Raw genomic sequence first — 23,192 nt, 5'->3', positions numbered from 1 at the left:
CCGCGTCAGAATACGATGGCAAGCCTCGCGCTGGCCACTTTGCTGTATGGAATGGCGCTGCGTTTCTTCGGGGTTTGCACAACAAGCTCCTCGCCGTCAAACGACAGAAGCTCACCTTCGAATTCCTTGCTATTGTCAATTGGCTCGTATGTAGTTACAAATACATGTTTGCCAACAGCCTTCTTAATGTCTTCCGGTTTCTTAAGCGGCCTCTCGGCACCCGGTGAAGAGACTTCCAGGAAATAAGCCGTCGGAATCGGATCGTTCTCATCAAGCTTCGAGCTTAAGAATTCGCTGATGCGGCCGCAATCGTCGATGTCGATGCCGCCTTCTTTGTCTACGAATACACGGAGAAACCAGTTGCTTCCTTCCTTGACGTATTCGATGTCGACCAGCTCAAAGCCTTGCTCGTTCAAATAATCCAGCAGCATATCTTCTACGACGGATTTAATTGGTGAATTCATAGGTTTTCTCTCTACCCTCCTGTATGACCTTCCCGGTGAACCTGCCAAAAAGTCTTAGCAAAATGTAAAGAGTGGGTTTCCCCACTCTCCGGTTCACAGTCGATATCCTCATTATTGCCAAGAAAAATTATACCATAACCGTCTAAAGGTTGACAATAGTAAGAAAAACTTACTCACCTTGTCACAAAACGCTCCGCGCCTTTTAAAACAAGGACAACTGATTCGATTCGGGCAATCCCCGGAAGCAGCCCATCCCGTTCAACAGCTCGACGACCGTCTTCGAAGCCTTCGAACGGTTCTGGAAATCTTCGATCGAAAGAAAGTCCCCGCTTTCCTTGGAAGCGGCAATGTTGCGGGCGGCATTCTCCCCGATTCCCGGTACGGCCGAGAACGGCGGAATGAGCGAATCCCCGTCAATAATAAACTTCGTGGCGTCGGAGCGGTATAAGTCGATGGGCTTGAAGCTGAAACCGCGGGCGGTCATTTCCAGAGCCATCTCAAGAATAGAAATCATCGCTTTTTCCTTCGGGAGCGCCTGAAATCCTTTGTCTTCGATTTCGATGAGCTTTTTCATGATCGCATCATAACCCTGGCAGAGCAGTTCGAGATCAAAATCCTCCGCACGGACCGTAAAATAGGTCGCATAATACGCGATCGGATGGTAGACCTTGAAGAAGGCCGTACGCACCGCGGAAATAACGTAAGCGGCGGCGTGGGCTTTCGGGAACATATACTCGATCCGTTCGCAGGATTCAATGTACCAGGCCGGCACATTATGCTTCTTCATGTCTTCCTTCCACTCATCGGTAAGGCCTTTCCCTTTACGTACGCTTTCCGTGATTTTGAAGGCGAGGCCCGCATCCATGCCGGCTTTATAAATGAGATAGAGCATAATATCGTCCCGGCAGCCGATTACGGTCTTAATGTTGCAAATTCCCTTCTTAATCAGTTCCTGCGCATTGCCCAGCCAAACGCCGGTTCCGTGGGAAAGTCCGGATATTTGCAGCAGATCGGCAAAGCTGCTCGGATGCGTTTCCTGAAGCATCTGCCGGACGAACTTCGTTCCCATCTCAGGTACTCCATAGGTGGCGACAGGCGTCCTGATCTTCTCAGGCGGAACTCCGAGCGCATCCGTAGAGTGAAAAATGCTCATGACTTTAGGATCGTTCATCGGAATCGTCGTCGGATCAATCCCTGTCAAATCCTGAAGCATCCGCATCATGGTCGGATCGTCGTGCCCGAGAATATCGAGCTTGAGCAGGTTGGCGTCAAACGCGTGATAGTCGAAATGCGTCGTTTTCCACTCGGAATTCTTATCGTCAGCCGGAAATTGAACGGGAGTGATGTCGTCCACTTCCATATAATCCGGCACGACTACGATACCGCCGGGATGCTGTCCGGTGCTTCGCTTGACGCCGGTACAACCCGAGGCCAGCCTTACAATTTCGGCGTTCCGCCATTTTTTGCCCTGGCCTTCTTCATACTTTTTCACATAACCGAAGGCTGTTTTATCCGCAATCGTACCGATGGTGCCTGCCCGGAACACGCTTTTTTCCCCGAAAAGCACCTTCGTATAGTTATGAGCGACTGGCTGGTATTCCCCCGAAAAGTTCAAGTCGATATCGGGAACCTTGTCCCCTTTAAAACCAAGGAACGTTTCGAACGGGATATCCTGGCCTTCGCCTTTAAGCTTGTCTCCGCAGGTTGGACAGGTCTTATCCGGCAGGTCGAACCCGCTCGGAATGCTGCCGTCCGTAAACCATTCGCTGAATTTGCACGAGCGGCAAATGTAATGCGGCGGGAGCGGGTTAACTTCGGAAATACCGAGGAACGTGGCGACTACGGAAGAGCCGACCGATCCCCGGGAACCGACGAGATAACCGTCTTCGTTCGACTTCTTAACGAGCCGTTCCGAAATCAGATAGTTGGCCGAAAATCCGTATTTGATGATCGGCACCAGTTCTTTTTCAAGCCGCTGCACAACGATCTCGGGAATTTCGTCCCCGTAAATCTGCCGGGCCGTGTCATAGCATTTGTCGCGGATTTCGTCGTCCGCTCCTTCAATGATCGGCGTAAACAGCTTGGTCGGAAACAGCTCGATTTCCTCAAAGCGGTCGGCCAGGTCGTTCGTGTTGCGCACTACGACTTCATGGGCTTTCTCCTGACCGAGGAAGCGGAATTCTTCCAGCATTTCGCGCGTCGTGCGGAAATGAGCGTCCGGTTTTTTCATATCCTTGAGGGGACTGAAGCCGGTAATGCCATTGATCGTAATGTCGCGTGCGATTTTGTCCCGCGGCTCCAGGTAATGGACATTCCCCGTCGCGATAACGGGCTTGCCCTGTTTGGCACCGATGGCGACAATCCGCTTCACGGCGTCTTCGAGATCCGCGCGGCTGCCGACCAGCCCTTTATCCACCAGATGCATGTTGTAGCTGACAGGCTGGATTTCCAGAACGTCGTAAAACTCGGCAACCTGCTCGGCCTCTTCCTGCGATTTGTTAAGAACCGTTTCGAAAAACTCGCCTTTCTCGCAGCCCGAAGCAATAAGCAGCCCTTCTCTCAGCTCGATGAGCCTGCTTTTCGGAATGGTCGCCACTTTATTGAAGTATTCCGTGTGGGAAATGGAAATCAGTTTGAACAGATTTTTCTTTCCGACCGCATTCGTCGCATAAATACAGCAGTGAAAAGGCCGCTGATTCGACAAGTCTTTTCCCACAAAATCATTCATACGTCCGAGATTCGTAATATTCCGGTCATAGGCTTCATTGATCAAATGCTGGAGCACATGTCCGAGCGCAATCGTATCGTCAATCGCCCTGTGATGATTTTCCAGGCTCACTTTAAATTTGTCGGATAACGTATTCAGCCTGTGATTTTTCATGGAAGGAAACAGCAGCCTGGCCATTTCCAGCGTATCCAGCACCGGATTCGTCATCTGCGGATGGCCCAATCGTTTCAGGTTGGCCTGAATAAAGCCGATATCGAACCGTGCGTTATGAGCGACAAGTATGGAATCGCCGATAAATTCGATAAACTTGGGAAGCTCGTCAGCGAGCTCCGGTGCACCTTTGACCATTTCGTCGGTAATATTCGTGAGCTGCTGGATATGATAAGGAATTTTCTCATGCGGCTGGATAAACGTAGAATAACGGCCGATTTCTTTGCCTTCCTGTACCTTTACCCCGGCAATCTCGATAATTTTATTATTCAGGACGGACAGACCCGTCGTCTCGATATCAAAAACGACATAAGTGGCCTGCTTCAAATCCGCATCAATCGGGTTGAGGACGATCGGTACGGAATCGTTGACCACATTCGCTTCTACGCCGTAAATCACTTTGATGCCGTTTTTCTTGCCCGCCTTGTTCGCATCCGGGTAGCTCTGCACACCGCTGTGATCCGTGATCGCGATCGCTTTGTGGCCCCATTTTGCAGCCGTCTTGATGTACTGATCGACCGGCGTAATACCGTCCATCGTACTCATCGTCGTATGAAGATGGAATTCCACGCGTTTTTCTTCGGCATCATCCATTCTTCCTTTGGGAGGCAGAACTTCGTTGATATCCGAAGGGATCATCACCAGCTCGGGCACCATCATGAAACGGTCGTATTCCACACGTCCGCGCGCCCGGATCCAGGTGCCGTTGGAGAGCAGATTGAGAATGCGCACGTCTTCCTTCGTCTTCCCGAACGATTTCAGCATAAGGGAATCGGTGTAGTCGGTAACGTTAAACGAATAAAGGGTGCTGCCGTTGCGCAGCTCTTTCACTTCCAGGTTGAAGACGGCCCCCTGAATGGTAACCTTCTTCTCCTCTTCCGTAATGTCCTGGATCGGCACAGGCGTGTCTTTGATATCGTAGCCGACCATCAGCCGGACATCCGCATCGGGAATAGCCGACGCTTGCAGTTCCTGTTCAATCGACTGCATAATCTCCTGTGTAACAAGCTTCTCTTCTTCGACGATCTGCTGCGCAAACTTTTCGAATTCCTCGGTGCTTTTCTCGCTGAGCGCATACTTTACGGTAAACTCGGTTTTAAAATAATCCTGGAAAAAGGACTTAACCCAGCTATCCATGTTCTTTTTCTTCGCGAGTTCAAAACCGATCTGATCCAGCAAAATTAACGTCAGCTGATTTCCATGCACTTCGGTTTTGGCTTTGCTGAGCCATCCGTTTACCGTGACGGCTTCACGCTGAACCCACTCCAGAAAGAGGCTCCAGTATTCTTCCACGAGCCTGCTTGGATCGGCTTTCTCCATGTGTATGACAAATCGCGTTTTGGCGATATGAGCGAATTTCTCTTGAACGTTCCGGCAGAAAGACCGGTACACGTCCTGCGGAACCATCTCCTGCTTCACCAGGTGGAAGGTCCACTCCCGGTTTTTCCGGCTGATCTCTACTTTGTCGATATAACCGTCCGCAAAATGAACCGTCGACATCTCGTGCGATATGTCCGCCTGCTTCATCAGAAGCTCGAACCGCTGCCTTTTATCCGGTGTATGACTCATGTCTTCCCTCCCCCAAGCTTCCGGCTTGCTCCGTTTGCCGCCTTGCTCTCATCCGGCCGGAAAAAGAAAAGGACAAAGAGAGAAAGTAATCTCGTTTGCCCTTCATTGTAATCGTGCTTAATAAGATTTACCGAAAACGACGGTGTGCTTGGCTTTATCTCCGCAAACCAGACAGGTTTCTTTCGATTCCCGCGGCGCAAACGGAATGTTACGGCTCGTTGCTCCCGCCTCTTCTTTGACCTGGGCTTCACAAGCTTCCGAACCGCACCAGCCTGCAAGCGCAAACCCGCGGTTCGTTTCCAAGTATTGTTTGAATTCATCCAGCGTGTCTACCGCGATCAAATGCTCCTCGAGGTGCTGCTTCGCACGGTTGAACATCTCCTGGTGTATCTCTTCCAAAAGCTGCTGAACTTCCTGAACGAAGTTGGCCTGCTGGACGATTTTCTTCTCTCCGGTAATCCGGGAAACGAGAACGATCTGGCCGTTCTCCATATCGCGCGGTCCCAATTCGACGCGGATCGGAACTCCGCGCATTTCGTATTCGTTGAATTTCCAGCCCGGACTCAGGTCCGCACGGTCGTCCACTCTTACCCGGACACCCGCCTGCTTTAATTCCGCAAACAATTCATCCGTACGGGCCACAACCTGCTCTCTCGTTTTAGGAGGACCGATCGGGATCATGATCACTTGTGTAGGAGCGACTTTAGGCGGCAGAGCAAGTCCGCGGTCATCCCCGTGCGCCATGATCGTCGCGCCGATCAGACGTGTGCTCACTCCCCAGGAAGTGGTATGCGCAAACTGGTGCTGATTTTCCCGGTTCAAATATTTAATGTCGAAGGCAACCGCAAAATTCGTGCCGAGATAATGCGAAGTACCCGCTTGTACCGCTTTGCCGTCTTTCATCATGGCTTCGATCGAGAACGTATCCACCGCACCGGCAAACTTCTCGGAAGGTGTTTTCTGGCCGATGATAACAGGCATGGCAAGGAAATTTTCAGCGAAATCTCTGTAAATCTCCAGCATTTGCATCGTTTCGCGGCGCGCGTCTTCTTCGTCTTCGTGAGCGGTATGCCCTTCCTGCCACAAAAATTCCGTCGTACGAAGGAACGGCAGGGTACGTTTCTCCCAGCGGACCACGTTCGCCCACTGGTTGATAAGGAGCGGCAGGTCACGGTAGGAATTGATCCATTCCGCGTACATATGTCCGATCATCGTCTCGGAAGTCGGACGGATGGCCAGACGCTCTTCAAGCTTCTCGCCGCCCGCTTCGGTTACCCATGGAAGCTCGGGATTGAAGCCTTCCACATGTTCTTTCTCCTTCTGGAAAAAGCTCTCCGGGATAAACAGCGGGAAGTAAGCGTTGCGGTGCCCCGTTTCCTTGAAACGCTTGTCCAGCTCGCGCTGGATGTTTTCCCAAATTTCGTAGCCGTCCGGCTTGAAAACCATGCACCCGCGAACCGGGGAATAGCTCATAAGGTCGGCTTTTTTGATGACATCAATGTACCACTGGGAGAAATCTTCGCCCTGCGGCGTAATTTCCCGGACAAATTGTTTATCTTTGGACATACGGATCCTCCTACGGAAGTCCGTCCGGCGGGGCGAACGCAAGGTTCACCCGGCGGGCGGACAGGCATCGTTTCACCTAACGGTTACATTTCTCTATCATAATACAGATTAGCTTTTAATTAAACGTAAAATATCGTTGTAGGTCACGGCGACCATCAAGAGCATGAGCATGGCAAAACCGATAAAGTGGACCATGCTTTCGCGGTTGGGATCGACCGGCTTGCCGCGGACCGCTTCGATGGCAAGAAATACGAGCCGGCTTCCGTCCAGCGCGGGAAACGGCAGCAGGTTAAACAGCCCCAGATACAGGCTTAGCAGCGCCACCCAGTAAATGTACGATTCGCTGCCGTGGCTGGCGAATTCTCCCGTTACCTGCACAATCCGTACCGGACCGCCGAGATCGTCCATTTTGAACTGGCCCAGCACGAGCTTCTTAAATCCGTCCAGGATTCCAACCGTAGAGGTAGACACATAGTCGTAGGTACCCTTCATGGTTTCCCCGAAGGAAGCCGAACGCTTATCTCCCGTAATATATACACCGACCTTGCCGTTCTCATCGGGAGTAATTTCGATTTTTTTCTCGACGCCGCCCCGCTGGATTACCCAGTTCATTTTCTGGTTGGGCGAGGAACCGACCGCCTTCATAAACTTCTCGCGGCTGTCGCCGATTGTCTCCTGGTTTACGGACACGATGACGTCCCCGGCCATTAGCCCCGCTTTCTCGGAAGGGCGGCCGGGCTCCAGCTTGTCGACTTTAACGTTCGTCGGAACTCCCTGCATAATAACGAGAGTGAGAAACAGAACCGCGGCCAGCAAAAAGTTCATAACCGGCCCCATCAGAATTGACAAGAACCGCTGTCCCACCGTTTTGCTGCCGAACTGCCGGTCAAGCGGTGCAATCTGCGTTTCCACGCCGCGGGTAACCATGAGGGCATCCGGCTGAACGGGGTAACGGACCTGCTCGTCTCCCACTTCAAGCTTTACAAACAGATCTTTCTCCAGGTCGATCTGTTGTACGGTGCCTTGGATGACGTTCGCCCGCTGATCAAGCTGATCCAAATAAAGCTTGGTCACTTGATTGTCCTTGTTTAACTTCACGGCAATCGTCTGTCCGTCCTGGACTTGTACGATTTCCGGATCCTCTCCCGCCATGCGGACGTAGCCGCCGAACGGAAGCAATCTCAATGTGTAACGAGTTTCGCCCTTTTTATATGAAAATAATTTTGGTCCGAACCCGATAGCGAATTCCCGCACCAAAATTCCGGCCCGTTTCGCAAAATAAAAATGTCCCCACTCATGAATCGTGACGAGGACGAAGAACATAAGGACGATTTTCAGTCCTGTCTCAATGCTTCCCAACCCGCATCTTCCTCCTCCGGCGCTTTCTCTCCTGAAAGCCGTCTCGTTTATGCTTACGTATGTTCCTAATGTACCATTATTGAGCGGACTAATACAAGCAATCGCCTACGTCAGTATACGCGGGAACAGGGGGCTCATAGACTAAAAAACCGGCCGTCCGGAAAATTTCCAGAGCGGCCGGTTCACCCTTTATAGAGGTTCAGCCGAGCAGAGACGCGGTTTCACGCGCCCACCGGTCGGCTTCCAAAATATCGCCGATCTGCGGATTGCTCAACACCGAATGCCTTCGCAGACATTCTTCTATAATCGTTTCAATACGGAGAAAAGGAATCTCTCCCCGCAAAAATTTCGCTACGGCTTGTTCGTTGGCCGCATTAAACACGGTCGGTGCCGTGCCTCCGGTCCGGCCGCTTTCGTAAGCCATGCGAAGGCACGGGAACCGGTCAAAATCCATGGGACGGAAATTCAGCGTGGCAATTTCCGCAAGGTCCAGGGATTTGGCCGGGGACAGGAGCCGGTTCGGATAGGACAGCGCATACTGGATCGGCACGCGCATGTCTGGATTTCCGAGCTGGGCTATGATGCTGCTGTCCTTGAACTCGACATAAGAGTGAATGATGCTCTCCGGATGCAGAAGCACACCGATCTGATCGTAAGGCAGGTCAAAAAGCCAGTGGGCTTCCATGACTTCCAGCCCTTTGTTGACCATGGTGGCCGAGTCGATCGTAATCTTCGCGCCCATGGACCAGTTCGGGTGGTTCAACGCCTGCTCCACGGTGACGCCTTCCAGCTCCTGCCGGGTACGATCCCGGAAAGAACCGCCGGAAGCCGTAATGGTGATTTTCCTTACCTCTTCCCGGCGTTCGCCGTTCAGACACTGGAAAATCGCAGAGTGTTCGCTGTCGATAGGCAGCAGCCGTACGCCGTTGCGTCTTGCGGCTTCCGTTACCAGATGCCCCGCGCTTACAAGCGGCTCTTTATTTGCCAGGCCGATCGTTTTGCCCGCTTCAATCGCGGCGATCGTCGGCTCCAGCCCCTGGTTGCCGACTACAGCCGTCACGACCAGATCCGCGTCGGTTCCGGCTGCGGTTTCCAGAAGCCCCTCTTCACCGTACATAATCCGCGTACCATCGGGTATAAGAGCGGATAACCTGTCCGCCAGTTCCGGAGTGGCGACCGAAGCCAATTTCGGCTTGAACCTGCGGATTTGCTCGGCCAGAAGCTCCACGTTATGGCCGCCGGCAAGAGCTTCAACCGTGAATCGATCCGGATGATGGGCGATCACATCAAGCGTCTGTGTCCCGATCGATCCGGTGGAACCAAGTATTGCTATTCGTTTATTCATAATCTCCCCCGTTGGTTGAGCCTGGGCCTGTTCTGTCTGATGGACGGATACACGGTTTCAGGAAGGAATCAGGGCAAGCCAGTGGACAAGCGGAAAAACGATAAGCCAGCTGTCCACGCGGTCGAGGATACCGCCATGACCCGGCAGGATAGTCCCCGTATCCTTAATTCCTTTCACCCGCTTGTAGGCGGATTGGATAAGGTCGCCCAATTGTCCCGACACGGCAATAACGACTCCGATCAGCACAGCACGTGCAGGTGACAGGAGCTCCGGACGGGCCAGGGAAAAACACAACCCCGCTACGATAGCGATCAGCACTCCGCCGAGCGCTCCCTCAACCGACTTTTTCGGGCTGATTACCGGCCACAGCAAATGTTTGCCGAATTTCGATCCGACAAAATACGCGCCGGAATCCGTCGCCCAAATACAGACAAAAATAAGGAAGGTCCAAAACAAACCATGCTCGGGTATCCACCGCGTCATGATCATATAGTGAAATCCGACACCTATGTACACAACTCCTAGAAAAAGTAGCGACACCATGTCGATCGTGATTTTGTTTTTGGACAAGACCGTAGCGGCCATCAAGACGAAGGCGGCTCCCCAGATCAGGCCGACCTCATTAAGCTCGTAGGTAAACCGGTGCATCTCCCATGGAAGGGTAAGCAGAATCAAAGCGATCATGCCGACCAGCCATGTGATCCGGTGGTCTTTTAACTTGTTCATTCGCACATACTCATCAAAGCCGATTATGGCCATAAGTACGATAAGGGCGGCAAACCAGTTGCCGCCGACAGCCAGCAGGCCAAGAAATCCGGCTCCGGCTATCGCTCCCGTCAGAATTCTCTGCTTCAACGCTTCATTCCTCCAAACCGGTGCTTACAAGCCTCCGTATCGTCTTGCCCGTCGTTGGTATTCGGCAACGGCCCGGTAAAAATGCTCTTCCGAGAATTCAGGCCAGTAAGCTTCCGTAAACCATAATTCGGTATATGCGAGCTGCCACAGCAGAAAATTGCTAAGCCTCAGCTCTCCGCTCGTCCGGATCAGCAAGTCGGGGTCGGGTAGTCCGGAAGTGAGCATATACGAAGAAAACGTTTCCTCCGACAACTCTTCCGGGCGAAGTTTACCTTCCCGAACATCCTTCAGCACATCCTGAACGCCGGCGAGCAGTTCTTTGCGGCCACCGTAATTTAGAGCAAAGTTTAAAATGAGGCCTGTGTTATTCTTTGTACGCTCGATGGCATCCTCAATGGCATTCAATGTGTAATCCGGCAGGCTTTCTTTCCAGCCGGTCATGCGGATACGCACATTCCGCTCGATCAGTTCTTCGATCTCCAGAGGAAAGAATTCCTGGGGCAGCTTCATGAGGAATTCGACTTCCTCTTTGGGCCGCTTCCAGTTTTCCGTGGAAAATGCATACATCGTCAGCACCTTGACTCCGATGCTGTCGGCTGCAATGGTGATTTTCTTAACATTCTTCATACCGGAATGATGACCGGCCACACGGGGAAGTCCGCGCTGTTTCGCCCAGCGTCCGTTTCCGTCCATAATAATGGCAATATGAGACGGAACGTTGTCCAACTCCAAATGGGGAGACTTCTCGTCCTGTGCAGACTCGTTTCCAAGCCATTTTTTCAGTTGATTGAACATCTCTTTTCCCCCACTATGGAAAGATGAAAAGCCCCCGGTATTTCAGGGGGCGACGATAGCCGTTTACACTTCCATAATTTCTTTTTCTTTACCTGTCAGGACCTTCTCGACTTCAGCCGTGAATTTGTCCGTAAATTTCTGAATATCGTCTTGGTGACGACGAGACTCGTCTTCCGAAATGCCGTTTTTCTCCTGCTTCTTGATGTCGTCGTTGGCATCGCGGCGGATATTACGGATGGCGACTTTAGCCTCTTCCCCGTATTTACGGGTCAGCTTGACCAGATCGCTGCGGCGTTCTTCCGTAAGCGGCGGGATGACCAGACGAATCACCGTACCGTCGTTTGCCGGAGTCAAGCCCAGCTCGGACTTAAGGATGGCTTTCTCGATGGCTCCCATGGAGCTTTTATCCCACGGCTGAATGATCAGCGTGCGGGAATCCGGTGTGGAGATGTTAGCCAGCTGGTTGACCGGAGTCAACGCGCCATAGTATTCCACTTGGATTTTATCCAGCAGCGCAGGGTTTGCGCGGCCTGCACGCAGAGTGGCCAGATCGCGCTTGAGTGCGTCGATAGCCTTGCTCATCCGCTCTTCTGCATTCTTTTTAATCGATTGCGGCATACGATTATACACTCCCTTTGACAATGGTACCGATTTTTTCGCCGAGGACTACCCGTTTAATGTTACCATTCTCTGTAATCGAAAATACGATAAGCGGGATATTGTTGTCCATACACAGCGAGGAAGCGGTTGAATCCATCACGCCGAGGTTTTTGTTAAGCACCTCAAGATAAGTGAGGGTCTCGTATTTCTCGGCCGTTTCGTCTTTGAAAGGATCAGCGGAGTAAACTCCGTCCACTTTGTTCTTAGCCATCAAGATAACTTCCGCTTCAATCTCGGCCGCTCTAAGCGCAGCCGTCGTATCCGTGGAAAAATAAGGGTTACCTGTTCCGGCAGCAAAGATGACGACTCGGCCTTTCTCCAGATGACGAATCGCTCTTCTGCGGATATAAGGCTCCGCTACCTGCTGCATGGAAATGGAGCTTTGCACACGGGTCGGCACGCCAATATTCTCCAGCGCGTCCTGCATAGCCAGGGAATTCATGACTGTCGCAAGCATACCCATGTAGTCCGCCGTAGCCCGGTCAATGCCTTTGGCACTGCCTGCAATCCCGCGCCAGATGTTGCCTCCGCCCACGACGATAGCAACTTCCACCCCGAGATCAACCACATCTTTCACCTGCAGGGCGATAGAAGAAATGATGTCCGATTCGATCCCGAATCCTTGCTGGCCGGCAAGAGCCTCGCCGCTCAGCTTTAAGATTACTCTTTTATACAAAGGTCGCTCCAACTTTGGTACCCTCCGTTCTGACAAATCAGCGTGCTTCTATCTTTCTTGTACCGTTTCTGTTTATAAAAGAAGGAACACAATGTGTTCCCGCTTTCGGTCCGTTCGGTATTAGGCGTTGCCTTTAGCTTGTGCCATTACTTCTTCAACGAAGTTGTCGACTTTCTTCTCAAGACCTTCACCCAGCTCAAAGCGTGCAAAGCGGCGGATGGAGATGTTCTCGCCGATCGTGCTGATCATTTCGTTCAGCAGGACGGATACCGTTTTGTCAGGATCTTTGATGTAGGATTGTTCCATCAGACAAATTTCTTCGTAGTATTTGCTGATGCGGCCTTCAACCATTTTGTCCACGATGTGAGCAGGTTTGCCTTCGTTCAGCGCCTGATTGCGAAGAATTTCTTTTTCTTTATCAAGCTCTTCAGTCGGAACTTCTTCACGACGTACGTAGGAAGGGTTCGCAGCGGCAATTTGCATCGCGATACCTTTTACGAAATCACGGAAGTTGTCCGTTTTGGCGACGAAGTCCGTTTCGCAGTTAACTTCGACGAGAACGCCGATACGTCCGCCGGCATGGATGTAAGATTCTACAACGCCTTCGGTAGCTACGCGGCCCGCTTTGTTAGCGGCAGCGGCAAGACCTTTCTCGCGAAGAATTTCGCTTGCTTTCGTCAGATCGCCTTGTGCTTCGTCCAGCGCTTTTTTGCAATCTAGCATGCCTGCGCCTGTTTTTTCACGCAATTCTTTTACCATTGCTGCTGTTACTGCCATAATAGGGACCTCCCTAAGAGTGTAAGTATTTTAAAAAAAGGGCGGTGATAGGCTTAAGTGCCTTCAGACCACCCTTTTCCTGTTACGTTCGTTTATGTCGATTAAGCCGTTGTTTGTTCGCCTTGGTTAGCTTCGATCACGGCATCAGCCATTTTACCGGTCAGCAATTTAACAGCGCGGATCGCGTCGTCATTACCTGGGATAACATAGTCGATTTCGTCCGGATCGCAGTTCGTGTCAACGATACCCACGATTGGGATACCAAGTTTGCGAGCTTCTGCAACCGCAATACGCTCTTTGCGTGGATCAATGATGAACAGGGCGCTAGGCAGGCCTTTCATGCCTTTGATGCCGCCGAGGAATTTATCGAGGCGATCTTTTTCCTTGTTCAGGATGATAACTTCTTTCTTAGGAAGAAGCTCGAACGTGCCGTCCTGCTCCATTTTTTCAAGCTCTTTAAGACGGTTGATACGCTTTTGAATCGTTTGGAAGTTGGTCAGCGTGCCGCCGAGCCAGCGTTGGTTGATGTAGAACATGCCGCAACGTTCCGCTTCTTCTTTAACGGAATCTTGAGCTTGTTTTTTGGTGCCTACGAACATGATCGTACCGTTCTCAGCGGAGACCGATTTAACGAAGTTGTAAGCTTCCTCAACCTTTTTAACCGTTTTTTGTAGATCGATAATGTAAATGCCGTTTCTTTCAGTGAAGATGTATTTGTCCATTTTCGGGTTCCAACGACGGGTTTGGTGACCGAAGTGTACCCCAGCTTCTAGAAGCTGCTTCATGGAAATTACTGCCATCCTCACACACCTCCTCAATAAAATGGTTTTAGTGTAATGCTCCTCCGACAGCCGCATCTTCGTATAAAACTCGCCGTGCGCAAGGCCCGGACAAGCACCGTTATACGAATTAACTGTCGTGTGTTTTTAACACCGTCAATAACTATACCATAAGTCGCATGCGGGATGCAACAGCGTTTGAAGACAACTTTCGGCAAGATTTTTAATCGGCAAAAAGACACTGACCGGGCGTTATCATTATTCCCTTCCGAACGCAAAATAAGACCCTCGCGCGATGCAAGAGCCTCATTTTTATTCGGGTTTACTGGTCAGATTCTGAATGATCTCGTCCAGCGCCGGTTTGCCTGTAAATTTATGAACGCCCGACTTGATCTTGCCGGTCGCCGCCTTAGCCGCCATCGCCTGCTCGAACTGTTCCTGGCTCTCGACTAATCCGCTGACGAAAACGATCTTGGCCACCTGGCTGGATCTCATTCCGGGAGCAATGTAGACGGCGGTTATTTGCGGCTGCGCCGAAGGACTAGGCTGAACGGATGACGCTTTCGCTTTCTCCGCCTCCAGCTGTTTCTGCAGTTCCTGTTCATGCTGCTCTTTCGTGAAGACGGGCTGGTTTTTGTCAAAAACCTGATAATACTTCCCCGCTTCGGTTTTCAGCTTGTTCATATCCATCTGTTCAATGGAAACGGCCGAATTTTGCGACAAAGGCTGAACGGGACGGGCAGCCGACAGCATCAGCTGAAGAAGCGCCGAGCCCGCGATCATCCCGATACCGATTCCAACCAGCAGCGTTTTATTTGCTTTCATCGGAATGTCCCTCCCGTTTAGCCAGCTGCTTGATCAGCATGACTTCCCCTTTGTTCATCCCGAGCTGTTTGGCGATCTGCTCCGTGGATCTTCCCTGATCGTGCAGCTCGAAGAGAGCCGCGTACCGGGCACGCACGGACAGCTCCTGCTCCGGCCGGAGAGCATTCTGCGGCTGAGCAGGCACGGCATCGGAGGCTTCGGCGGTCCGGAGCTCCCCGTTCTCCGAAGGGAGGGGCTTTGCCGGCGCGGATCCGTGCGTTTGCACGGCAGGGCCCGTGTAGACGTGCGGTTCCGTGCTCCGGGGACCGTCCTGCGGGAAGAACGCCGGTCCGGTGTCACGGCCCTCCCGCATCACCGCACCGCTTCCTTCCGCGCTGCGACGCTCCAGCACTTCGAGCCTGGCGGTCAATTTGGCGACTTCGAGCTTGTGCTCTCTCTGCGTCTCTTTGAACAGGTCGATGAGCGCCTGGTTCTGCTGCTCCAGATCGGATGCGAAGTGAGCCATGCTCTCTTCCAGCTCATTCACAAGCTGGGCCGAAGGCGCCTGCCCGCCTTTTTTTGCGGCCGAGCGGGGAATCAGTCCCGCAAACACCACAATAACGAGGCCGAGAAGAACAATCATCTGCCAAGGATCCATTTTAACATCACCTGTACTTTCCAATCTTCCTTACAGACTCAAATCGATATGCGAGCCTTTAAACGGATGAACCGCCATAGGGGGCTCCGTTTCTTGAGGAGCAGCCCCTTTCTTCTGCTGCCGTCCCCGTCCGCCTTGACCGCCGTTCTGCCTGCCCTCTTTGCGGATTTGAGCCTCTTCGCTCTCTCCGATTTTCTCGCTGGCTTTCCGGTTATGTTCGGCGGCCTTCTCATTTTCCGATCCCAACAGCACCTGATCCATCTCGGGCTTGTGGTTCAGCTGCTGCTGCCGGATGCCGGCCTGATCATTCTTGTGAACCGCGAACTGCAAATCGACCGGTTTCATATCCATAGAAGTTCCACCTCGTCATTATCGCTGGTAATTGACTTCGCCAAGGAGCTTTTACTTTGGCATATAGGCACTGTGACCGATATCGCCTGCAACAAGCTGGAACACGACATGACTCATCGGATCTTTGATGAATTTCGTGTAGCGGCCGATCACGATCTTGGCTCCTCCGTAAACGGTAGAGATCACTTCCACGCTGGAACGGTCGCTATCTTCAAGCGACTTCTCCATTTCGAAAATCCGCTCGCGAAGCTCGCGCTGTTCTTCTCCCGCCTGCCGCTTTGTATGATTCAGCTTAATTCGCAGCGCTACTTTGTCCGGTCCGAGCTGGCCGGACGCTGCCAGCTGGTCCAGCAAAATAAGGGCTTTGTCCGTCTTGGACTGGTTATCCGCAAGCACTTTGAGCTGGGAACGAAGCTGAATCAATTCATTGCGAAGCTCCGGCAGCACTCCCACCTCGATAGCAGTCGCATTGGAGAGGGAATTTCCGATCGTTCTGGCGATCACTTTCTCGCCCGCCTGGACGGTTCCGCCAACGATCAGCCCTTTAGGCCCGTTGCAAGCGACGGTTTTACCCGCCCGGATGGTCGAATGAAGAATACTTTGGGAAACGGTGATCGTTTCCGCCGCTTCTACCGTCGCATCCTGGATAAAAGAAGATTTCACGTTTTTCCCGGCCCGGACTACGGCTTTATTCCTGCCCACGATTCCGGCAGTAATCTCAACGGAACCGCTGGCTTCAAGTTCGGCCGCTTCCACACCGCCCACGATGCGGATATCCCCGGATGCTTTGATTTTGAAACCCGGGCTTACGTTTCCGCGAATAACGACGGTTCCGACGAAATCGATGTTCCCCGTACGGTAATCCACATCCCCGTTCACTTCGTATACGGGGAACACGTTTACCTTGTTCCGGTCCGTATAGGTAACAAGCCCGTCGATGGCGGCATATATGGCGTTCTCCTCGGCATCCGTCACTACATTTTTCCCCAGTTTGAATCTGGCTTCCTTGCCGGCGCGGGCCTGCAGCGGCTCTCCGGTTACGGCTTTGCCCGGCGTTCCCTCAGTCGGAGGAATTTTTTTGCCGATCAGCTGGCCTTTGTTGATGTTGTTCAAGGTGGATACTTCTTTAAGATCGACGCGTCCGTCTTCCGTCTCGACAGGTTTATGCGTATCGTTGTTGCGGCCGTACAAATAATGGACGTACCCGTCCGTTCCGTTAACGGGAGGGGTGCCCCGGGCGATCACCGTTTCGGCCAGCAGATAAGGCTGAGGATCTATCGCAATGCGGAGCAGCACCTCCGTATCGAGTCCGTGGACGATGCTGTTCGCTCTGGCCAATCCTTGAAGCTCGTCAAACGTGACCGTAAAATCATCCCCGACATCGGCAAACTTCAGTAAGGATGTCAACTTATCGTCGGTGACGGAAATCCTAATGATTTGGTCCAACTCCAAAATCCGTTCCATCCTGTATCGTCAACCTTTCCCGGCAGCTTCTATTTTTCAAACAACTGAACTTTATATCGACTCAAAACGCCTCTTAAGCGCAGCATGGCTTTGGAGTGAAGCTGAGAAATACGGGAAGGCGACAAACTCATCACTTCCGCAATCTCGCTCAGGGAAAGTTCTTCGAAATAAAACAGGGAGACGACGATCCGCTCTTTCTCCGTCAATTTTTCTATCGCCCGTGCAAGAGTTTCTTTGAGGTAAAATTCGTTTACCGTAAATTCCGGATTTTTAGCGCGCTCGTCCACCAGAAGCGAAAGCCGGGTTTCGGATTCTTCTTCACGAATCGGTTCGTCGATGGAACATATGGACGTCACGGCGATTTCCTGAAGCATATGCTGAAACTCGTCCTCCGTAACCTGGAGGTAATCGCTGATCTCTTCATCCGTTACGGTCCGAAGGTACTTCTGCTCCAGCTTCTGATACGCTTCCTCGATCTTCTTGGCTTTCTCGCGCACGGAACGGGGAACCCAATCCCCTTGTCTGAGGCCGTCGATAATGGCTCCGCGTATACGCCAGGACGCGTAAGTTTCGAACTGCAGACCGCGTTCGTAGTCAAACTTCTCGACGGCGTCGATCAGGCCCATAATTCCGAAGCTTCCGAGATCTTCCTTGGAAACGTTCTTGGGGAGACCAATCGCCAAACGGCCCGATACGTATTCGACAAGAGGCAGGTACGTTTCAATCAGCGTCTGCTTGGCTTCTCTGGAACCGCCCTGCTTCCACTGTCTCCACGTATCGAAATGCGCCAGATTAGGTTTTTTATCAATCATGGCTGTACACCGTCCTTATTCTTCAGACATTTGACGAAGGGCTCTGACCGATTGCTCGGTGTCAGGCTGCTTCCGGGTAACCAGCTTGGTAGGCAGCAGCGGCGCGAATTCCGCTTCCTCCCTGTCCGCTCCGTCAGCCGCTTCCTGCACGGTTTCGTCGGGAGTGGTCAGATCGAGATGCTGGCCGAGATTCTTGTTCGGAGCGGACCCTTCTACTGGGGCCGCTGCCGTTTCATTTATGGCGGATCCGCCCGCGGAAAGGAGCAGGCCCATAATAAAGCGAAAACCGAATGTGACTATAAACAAAATGGCAAAACTGTACAGGCTCCGCAGCAGCGTGGTCAACCAGACGTTGCTGCCTAACGACAGGAGAAACGTGAGGACGAAAGAGACGGCACCGACTATAAAATTCCAGCGAATCGTTCCCGCCATCTCTATAAATCCTTTAGACCGTGCTGGACGCTTCGAATCGTCAGCACGCCCGTATCGCAATTAAGTTCGATCGTTCTTCCGTAGTTCTGGCCCGTATCTTCACCCTTGACTCGAATCTTGTATCTGATCAGCATATCTTTGCAAGCCTCTACATTACGAGGTCCAATTCGCATCGTATCGCCCCCTCCGGCAAAAGCGAACATTTGAGCTCCTCCTGCCAGTTTCGCTTCCATCCGATTGATTGAGGCACCAAGACGTGTCATCCGGTCGATCAATTCGGGAATGGCGGTATCCGCATATTTCGCAATGTTGACGGTGCCTTCCCGGGCGATTTCGGATGTCGGCAGCATGACGTGCGCCATTCCGCCGACTTTAGCAAAGCCATCGAACAAGGTAAGCCCGACGCAGGAACCGAGTCCCGTCGTTTTAAGCACGCCTCCCGGCATACCGACATTAAGATCCGCCATACCGACTTTAATGATCGTCTGTTGATTCATGTGCCTCTACCCCTAGTGCCGCAAATAATTTCCCGAACGATTCGGGGTCCGGAATAAGAAAGAAGTTGCCTTGCACTTCTTCGTTTCCTTCCAGAAACTTCGTGTCGATCAGCAGTGCCTGATCCCCCATCTCCCCGAACTGCAGCAATCCGTAGCTTAAAATGGCACCCGCCATATCAATGGCCAGGGAAGGTACGGTCGGGGACATAGAAAGCCGTGTAAAATCGGCCAGCGAGGACAAATACGAGCCCGCCAAGATGTTGCCGATTTCGTTTAATGCCGAAATTTCCAGTTCCGTATACTCGCCGCTGTCGGAAAGCTCCATCCCGATCAGGGAAAACAGCATCCGTTTGGCGGATTCGAGATTCAGAATAAAAAACATATTGCCCGGAGCATCTCCGACTACCCGCAGAAAAATAGCGAGTACGACCTCTTCCGCTCCGCCAACGATTTCCGGAATTTCCTCGAAAGGAAGAACCATAACTTTCGGAACGAGCATATCCACGGGCTTGTCCAGCAGGGTGGACAGAGCAGTGGCCGCATGACCGGCACCGATGTTGCCGATTTCCTTGAGCACATCCAATTGATAATCCGCCAACTGCCTGAACGTGTCCACTTGCTTAGGCCTCGATCTTTTCCAGCTGGATGATTTCGTCCCTGTTCAAAACCTGCTCCAGGTTCATGAGGACCAGGAGGCGGTCTTCTCCGATTTTGGCAATGCCGTGAAGATATTTCGCCTTGATGCCGCCGACAACTTCGGGAGGATTCTCGATGTTGTCTTCGTTCAGGTCAATAACGTCGTTAGCGGAATCGACGATAAGTCCGACTTCAAGGTCGTTCACGACCACGATGATGACACGCGTATTGTCGGAGTACGATGTTTCCGGGAGTCCAAAACGGGAACGAAGGTCGATAACCGGCACAACCACTCCTCTGAGGTTAATGACACCTTTGACGAAAGCGGGCGTTTTCGGAACGCGGGTCATCGGCAGCATCCGTTCGATCGTTTTGACCTTATCCACTTCTACTCCGTATTCCTCATGTGCCAGTGCAAATACGATAATTTTTTTATCTTCAGCCATTTGAACGGCCTCCTCTGCCTGATTTATTTAATGAGTTCATTCGTATCGAGAATCAAGGCGACCTGACCGTCGCCGAGGATGGTCGCTCCCGAAATCGCGAACAGCTTTGTAAAATATTTACCCAATGTTTTCAGGACGATCTCCTGTTGGCCGATAAATTCTTCCACCATAAGCGCGGCCATTTTCTCACCTTTGCGCACGACCACGACCTCTGTTTCCGTTTCATCGGCCTCGCTGAAGTCGGGAATGTCGAGAACGGAGCTGAGCGAAACGAGCGGAATCATGCTGCCTCTGAAATCGATCATGCGGTTTCCCTGCACCGAGCGGATCTGCGTCTGCTGGATAAGAGCCGTCTCCACGATCGATGAAAGCGGGATCGCATATTTCTCGCTGCCGATTTTGACCAGCATGGCCGAAATAATCGAGAGCGTAAGCGGAAGCTTGATGGAGAAAATCGAACCGCTGCCCGGATTGGATTCCACATGAATATGTCCGCCGAGCGAGTGGATTTTCGTCTTTACCACGTCCAAGCCTACGCCGCGGCCCGAAATATCCGAGATTACGTCCGCGGTGCTGAAACCGGATGCGAAGAGCAGCTGATCGATATCGGAATTGCTCATTTTGTCCGCCATTTCCGGAGCGACAATGCCTTTCTTGACCGCCGTCGCAAGCACTTTTTCGCGGTTGATGCCGTTCCCGTTATCTTCGATCTCGATGAAGACGTTGTTGCCGCTGTGATAAGCGCGGAGATGGACGGTACCGCTCTCGCTTTTGCCTTTCTGCACACGCTGGGTCACCGTTTCAAGCCCGTGGTCAACCGCGTTGCGCAGCAAATGCACGAGCGGATCGCCGATTTCGTCGATGACGGTGCGGTCCAGTTCGGTTTCCGCGCCGGTTATGACGAGATCGACTTTTTTGTCCAGCGACTTGGCGATATCCCGGATCATACGCGGGAACCGGTTAAAGACCGTGTCGACCGGTACCATCCGCAGCTTGAGAACGATATTCTGCAAGTCGCCGCTGACGCGTGCCATATGCTCGACCGTCTCCGTCAGCTCATTGCGCTTGATTTCGCCTGCCAGCTGCTCCAGACGGACCCTGTCGATCAGCAGTTCGCTGAACAGGTTCATGAGGGAATCCAGGCGCTCGATATCTACCCGGATCGTACGGGTTCCTACGGGTGCGCCGCCCCCGGCCGCTGCCGGTTTGGCCGCTCCGCCTGCTTCCTTGGCCGCCGCCGGTCTCGCTGCTGGAGCGGGTGCGGCCGCCGCGGCCGCCTGGGCTTCACCGGCCTTGACCTCCGCTTGCGCGGCTCCGCTGCCCGTCATCTCGTCCAGCGTTTCGCGGTCGAGTACGATGATCTGGACATGCTCGATTTCGGAGACATTCGAAATTTCTTTCTCCAGATCGGCTTTCCCGACGTTGGCTATGTAATACACGGAGAAAGTACGGTCGAATTTCTCCTGCTCGATTTCCTGAACGGAAGGCGTCGCTTTGATAACTTCGCCGGAACGCTCCAGAATCTCGAACACCATGTAGGCGCGGGCCGCTTTCAGAACGCAATCTTCCCGGACGGTAACCTCGATGTAAAACACCTGCATGCTGGCGTCAATCGATTGCTGGAGCACCGAGAGCTGGAACTGGTCCAAAGCGGTAACGCTCTCTTCCTGGCCCTGCGCACCGGCGCTTCCCCCTGCGGAAGGAGCGGTTTTGAGATAGTCCCCGCTCACTATGGATTTCAATGCCGCGACAATCGCCGTAACATCGGCTTTACCCGTACCGCCCTGAACGATATCTTCAACCATCGATTCAAGAGCGTCCAAACTTTGGAAAAGGCTATCGAAAATGAACGGGTCCATTTTCAGCTTCAGATTCCGTACCAGGTCCAGCACGTTTTCCATTTCGTGAGTCAGCGACGCCAGGTCTTCGAAGCCCATCGTCGCGGACATGCCTTTAAGTGTGTGTGCCGAGCGGAAAATATTATGAACGATATCTATGTTGTCGGGACTGTTTTCCAGGCTGAGCATGTTGTCATTAAGAGCCTGCAGATGTTCTTTCGATTCGTCGATGAACATCGATAAATATTGGTTCAACTCCACAGAACTGCACCTCCGTCAATTTAACGAGTACTTTCTTTAGCGGCTGCCGTTTTTATCCGTCACCCGTTCGACGAGCTTCGGAGCGATATCTCCCAGAGGAAGGACAAACATGGCGGCTCCGTTCTCCACCGCGACTCGCGGCATACCGTATACGACGCAAGTCTCTTCGGACTCGGCAATCGTGGTCGCCGCTCCGTCCTTTCTTAGTTCACCGATCGTTCTCGCTCCGTCACTGCCCATCCCTGTCATAATAACGGCGTGCCGGGTCAGCTCCTTTAAAAGAAGCAGGGATTGAAAAAGCTTGTCCACGGAAGGACGGTGTCCGGATACCGGCTCGCTCTTGCTCAAAGAAATCCGGTACTTCTTGTCGTCGCCCCTGACAACGGTCATATGCAGCCCGCCGGGAGCGACATAAGCCGTGCCGGCTTCGAGCAGCTGGGCTTCCTCCGCTTCCACTACCCGAACGGCACATTGGTCGTTCAGACGCTGGGACAGCGACTTCGTGAAATTCGGAGGCATATGCTGGACGATAAGAACCGGAGCCGGAAAATCCGCCGGCAGGCCGCTCAGTACTTTCTGCAGCGCTCTGGGTCCTCCGGTCGACGTGCCGATCGCCACAAGATGCTGAAAGCCTCTCAAGCCGCCGGCGCCGGCAGCGCCTGCGGGCTTTCCCGCCTCTTGCGGCGAAGCGGCAGGCCTGCGAGGGACCTCCGCTGCCGGCGAAGGCTTGACGAACGGAGCGGGCGGCTGAACGAATCGCTCGGGCCGTTTCGCCGGTTCGATCGGCGGCTGGTACTGCATACGGGTTTTGACCGCTATTCTTAGCTTTTCATGCAAAAGCTGCTTGACCTTAAATAAATCCAGCGAAATCGAACCCGACGGTTTCCGGATAAAGTCGATCGCACCGAGTTCAAGCGCCCGGATCGTTTCAGCCGCTCCCGACATGGTCAGAGAACTCAGCATAATGACGGGCGTCGGAGTGGCGGCCATAATGCGTTCGAGCGCTTCCAGCCCGTTCATTTCGGGCATTTCAATATCCATCGTAACCGCGTGCGGTTTCAGCTCTTTTGTTTTGTCTACGGCTTCCGCACCGTTCTTCGCGACGGCTACAACACGGAAATTGGGGTCTTCTTCGATCAGATCCGTAATGATCTTCCTCATGAATACCGAATCGTCGACTACCAGAATACGGTACGGCTCCATAGGGTCC

Annotated in this window: 22 protein-coding genes; all 22 read right to left on the bottom strand. The window is 52.7% G+C overall.

What is annotated here, in order from left to right; all coding sequences use genetic code 11:
* Nucleotides 1-5: 5 nt before the first annotated feature.
* Nucleotides 6-464, bottom strand: a complete 459-nt coding sequence (gene rimP, locus C4S74_RS02880; RefSeq protein ID WP_042233055.1) for a ribosome maturation factor RimP — start codon at nt 462-464, stop codon at nt 6-8.
* Between the two features lie 202 nt (nt 465-666).
* Entirely contained in the window at nt 667-4,971 is a 4,305-nt protein-coding gene (locus C4S74_RS02875) for a PolC-type DNA polymerase III (RefSeq protein WP_103993841.1), read from the bottom strand.
* Nucleotides 4,972-5,088: 117 nt separating this feature from the next.
* Complete coding sequence (proS, locus tag C4S74_RS02870; RefSeq protein ID WP_103993840.1) at nt 5,089-6,537, bottom strand: proline--tRNA ligase; 1,449 nt, start codon at nt 6,535-6,537, stop codon at nt 5,089-5,091.
* 108 nt (nt 6,538-6,645) lie between these two features.
* Nucleotides 6,646-7,896 carry an RIP metalloprotease RseP gene (rseP, locus tag C4S74_RS02865; protein WP_103993839.1) on the bottom strand — a complete coding sequence of 417 codons (1,251 nt, stop codon included), beginning with the start codon at nt 7,894-7,896 and terminating at the stop codon, nt 6,646-6,648.
* 199 nt (nt 7,897-8,095) lie between these two features.
* Complete coding sequence (locus C4S74_RS02860; protein ID WP_103993838.1) at nt 8,096-9,241, bottom strand: 1-deoxy-D-xylulose-5-phosphate reductoisomerase; 1,146 nt, start codon at nt 9,239-9,241, stop codon at nt 8,096-8,098.
* Between the two features lie 57 nt (nt 9,242-9,298).
* Complete coding sequence (locus C4S74_RS02855) at nt 9,299-10,096, bottom strand: phosphatidate cytidylyltransferase (RefSeq protein WP_103993837.1); 798 nt, start codon at nt 10,094-10,096, stop codon at nt 9,299-9,301.
* 24 nt (nt 10,097-10,120) lie between these two features.
* Entirely contained in the window at nt 10,121-10,891 is a 771-nt protein-coding gene (locus C4S74_RS02850; RefSeq protein ID WP_103993836.1) for an isoprenyl transferase, read from the bottom strand.
* Between the two features lie 63 nt (nt 10,892-10,954).
* The gene (gene frr / locus C4S74_RS02845; RefSeq protein WP_103993835.1) at nt 10,955-11,509 is read right to left on the bottom strand and encodes a ribosome recycling factor; all 555 of its coding nucleotides are present in this window, start codon (nt 11,507-11,509) and stop codon (nt 10,955-10,957) included.
* Nucleotides 11,510-11,513: 4 nt separating this feature from the next.
* Nucleotides 11,514-12,239 carry a UMP kinase gene (gene pyrH / locus C4S74_RS02840; protein ID WP_009676779.1) on the bottom strand — a complete coding sequence of 242 codons (726 nt, stop codon included), beginning with the start codon at nt 12,237-12,239 and terminating at the stop codon, nt 11,514-11,516.
* A gap of 108 nt (nt 12,240-12,347) precedes the next feature.
* On the bottom strand, nt 12,348-13,004 hold the full coding sequence (gene tsf, locus C4S74_RS02835) for a translation elongation factor Ts (RefSeq protein ID WP_103993834.1): 657 nt from the start codon (nt 13,002-13,004) through the stop codon (nt 12,348-12,350).
* A gap of 101 nt (nt 13,005-13,105) precedes the next feature.
* Nucleotides 13,106-13,804 (bottom strand): 30S ribosomal protein S2, encoded by a 699-nt coding sequence (rpsB, locus tag C4S74_RS02830; protein ID WP_009676777.1) that lies wholly within the window; start codon nt 13,802-13,804, stop codon nt 13,106-13,108.
* A gap of 291 nt (nt 13,805-14,095) precedes the next feature.
* On the bottom strand, nt 14,096-14,608 hold the full coding sequence (locus C4S74_RS02825) for a hypothetical protein (protein ID WP_103993833.1): 513 nt from the start codon (nt 14,606-14,608) through the stop codon (nt 14,096-14,098).
* On the bottom strand, nt 14,595-15,245 hold the full coding sequence (locus C4S74_RS02820) for a hypothetical protein (protein WP_103993832.1): 651 nt from the start codon (nt 15,243-15,245) through the stop codon (nt 14,595-14,597). The genes C4S74_RS02825 and C4S74_RS02820 overlap by 14 nt, the downstream gene beginning before the upstream one ends.
* A 30-nt stretch (nt 15,246-15,275) precedes the next feature.
* Nucleotides 15,276-15,596, bottom strand: a complete 321-nt coding sequence (locus C4S74_RS02815; RefSeq protein WP_103993831.1) for a hypothetical protein — start codon at nt 15,594-15,596, stop codon at nt 15,276-15,278.
* 51 nt (nt 15,597-15,647) lie between these two features.
* Nucleotides 15,648-17,060, bottom strand: coding sequence for a DUF342 domain-containing protein (locus C4S74_RS02810; RefSeq protein WP_103993830.1), 1,413 nt, complete (start codon nt 17,058-17,060; stop codon nt 15,648-15,650).
* A 29-nt stretch (nt 17,061-17,089) separates the two neighbouring features.
* On the bottom strand, nt 17,090-17,872 hold the full coding sequence (locus C4S74_RS02805) for a FliA/WhiG family RNA polymerase sigma factor (RefSeq protein ID WP_009676771.1): 783 nt from the start codon (nt 17,870-17,872) through the stop codon (nt 17,090-17,092).
* A 15-nt stretch (nt 17,873-17,887) separates the two neighbouring features.
* Nucleotides 17,888-18,304 carry a hypothetical protein gene (locus C4S74_RS02800; RefSeq protein WP_103993829.1) on the bottom strand — a complete coding sequence of 139 codons (417 nt, stop codon included), beginning with the start codon at nt 18,302-18,304 and terminating at the stop codon, nt 17,888-17,890.
* A gap of 2 nt (nt 18,305-18,306) precedes the next feature.
* Nucleotides 18,307-18,801, bottom strand: a complete 495-nt coding sequence (locus tag C4S74_RS02795; protein ID WP_103993828.1) for a chemotaxis protein CheD — start codon at nt 18,799-18,801, stop codon at nt 18,307-18,309.
* Nucleotides 18,779-19,417: a chemotaxis protein CheC gene (locus C4S74_RS02790; RefSeq protein WP_103993827.1), complete on the bottom strand. Its 639-nt coding sequence runs from the start codon at nt 19,415-19,417 to the stop codon at nt 18,779-18,781. Before C4S74_RS02790 ends, C4S74_RS02795 begins: the two co-directional genes overlap by 23 nt.
* 4 nt (nt 19,418-19,421) lie before the next feature.
* Nucleotides 19,422-19,883 carry a chemotaxis protein CheW gene (locus C4S74_RS02785; RefSeq protein ID WP_103993826.1) on the bottom strand — a complete coding sequence of 154 codons (462 nt, stop codon included), beginning with the start codon at nt 19,881-19,883 and terminating at the stop codon, nt 19,422-19,424.
* A gap of 23 nt (nt 19,884-19,906) precedes the next feature.
* Nucleotides 19,907-21,982 (bottom strand): chemotaxis protein CheA, encoded by a 2,076-nt coding sequence (locus tag C4S74_RS02780; protein ID WP_103993825.1) that lies wholly within the window; start codon nt 21,980-21,982, stop codon nt 19,907-19,909.
* A gap of 36 nt (nt 21,983-22,018) precedes the next feature.
* The gene (locus C4S74_RS02775; protein ID WP_103993824.1) at nt 22,019-23,185 is read right to left on the bottom strand and encodes a chemotaxis response regulator protein-glutamate methylesterase; all 1,167 of its coding nucleotides are present in this window, start codon (nt 23,183-23,185) and stop codon (nt 22,019-22,021) included.
* Nucleotides 23,186-23,192 lie beyond the last annotated feature (7 nt).

It is taken from the genome of Paenibacillus sp. UNC499MF, from assembly GCF_900107975.1.
GTDB lineage: Bacteria > Bacillota > Bacilli > Paenibacillales > NBRC-103111 > Paenibacillus_F.
The sequence above is the reverse complement of the archived record's forward strand: the minus strand, read 5'-3'. Positions and strand labels throughout refer to the sequence as shown.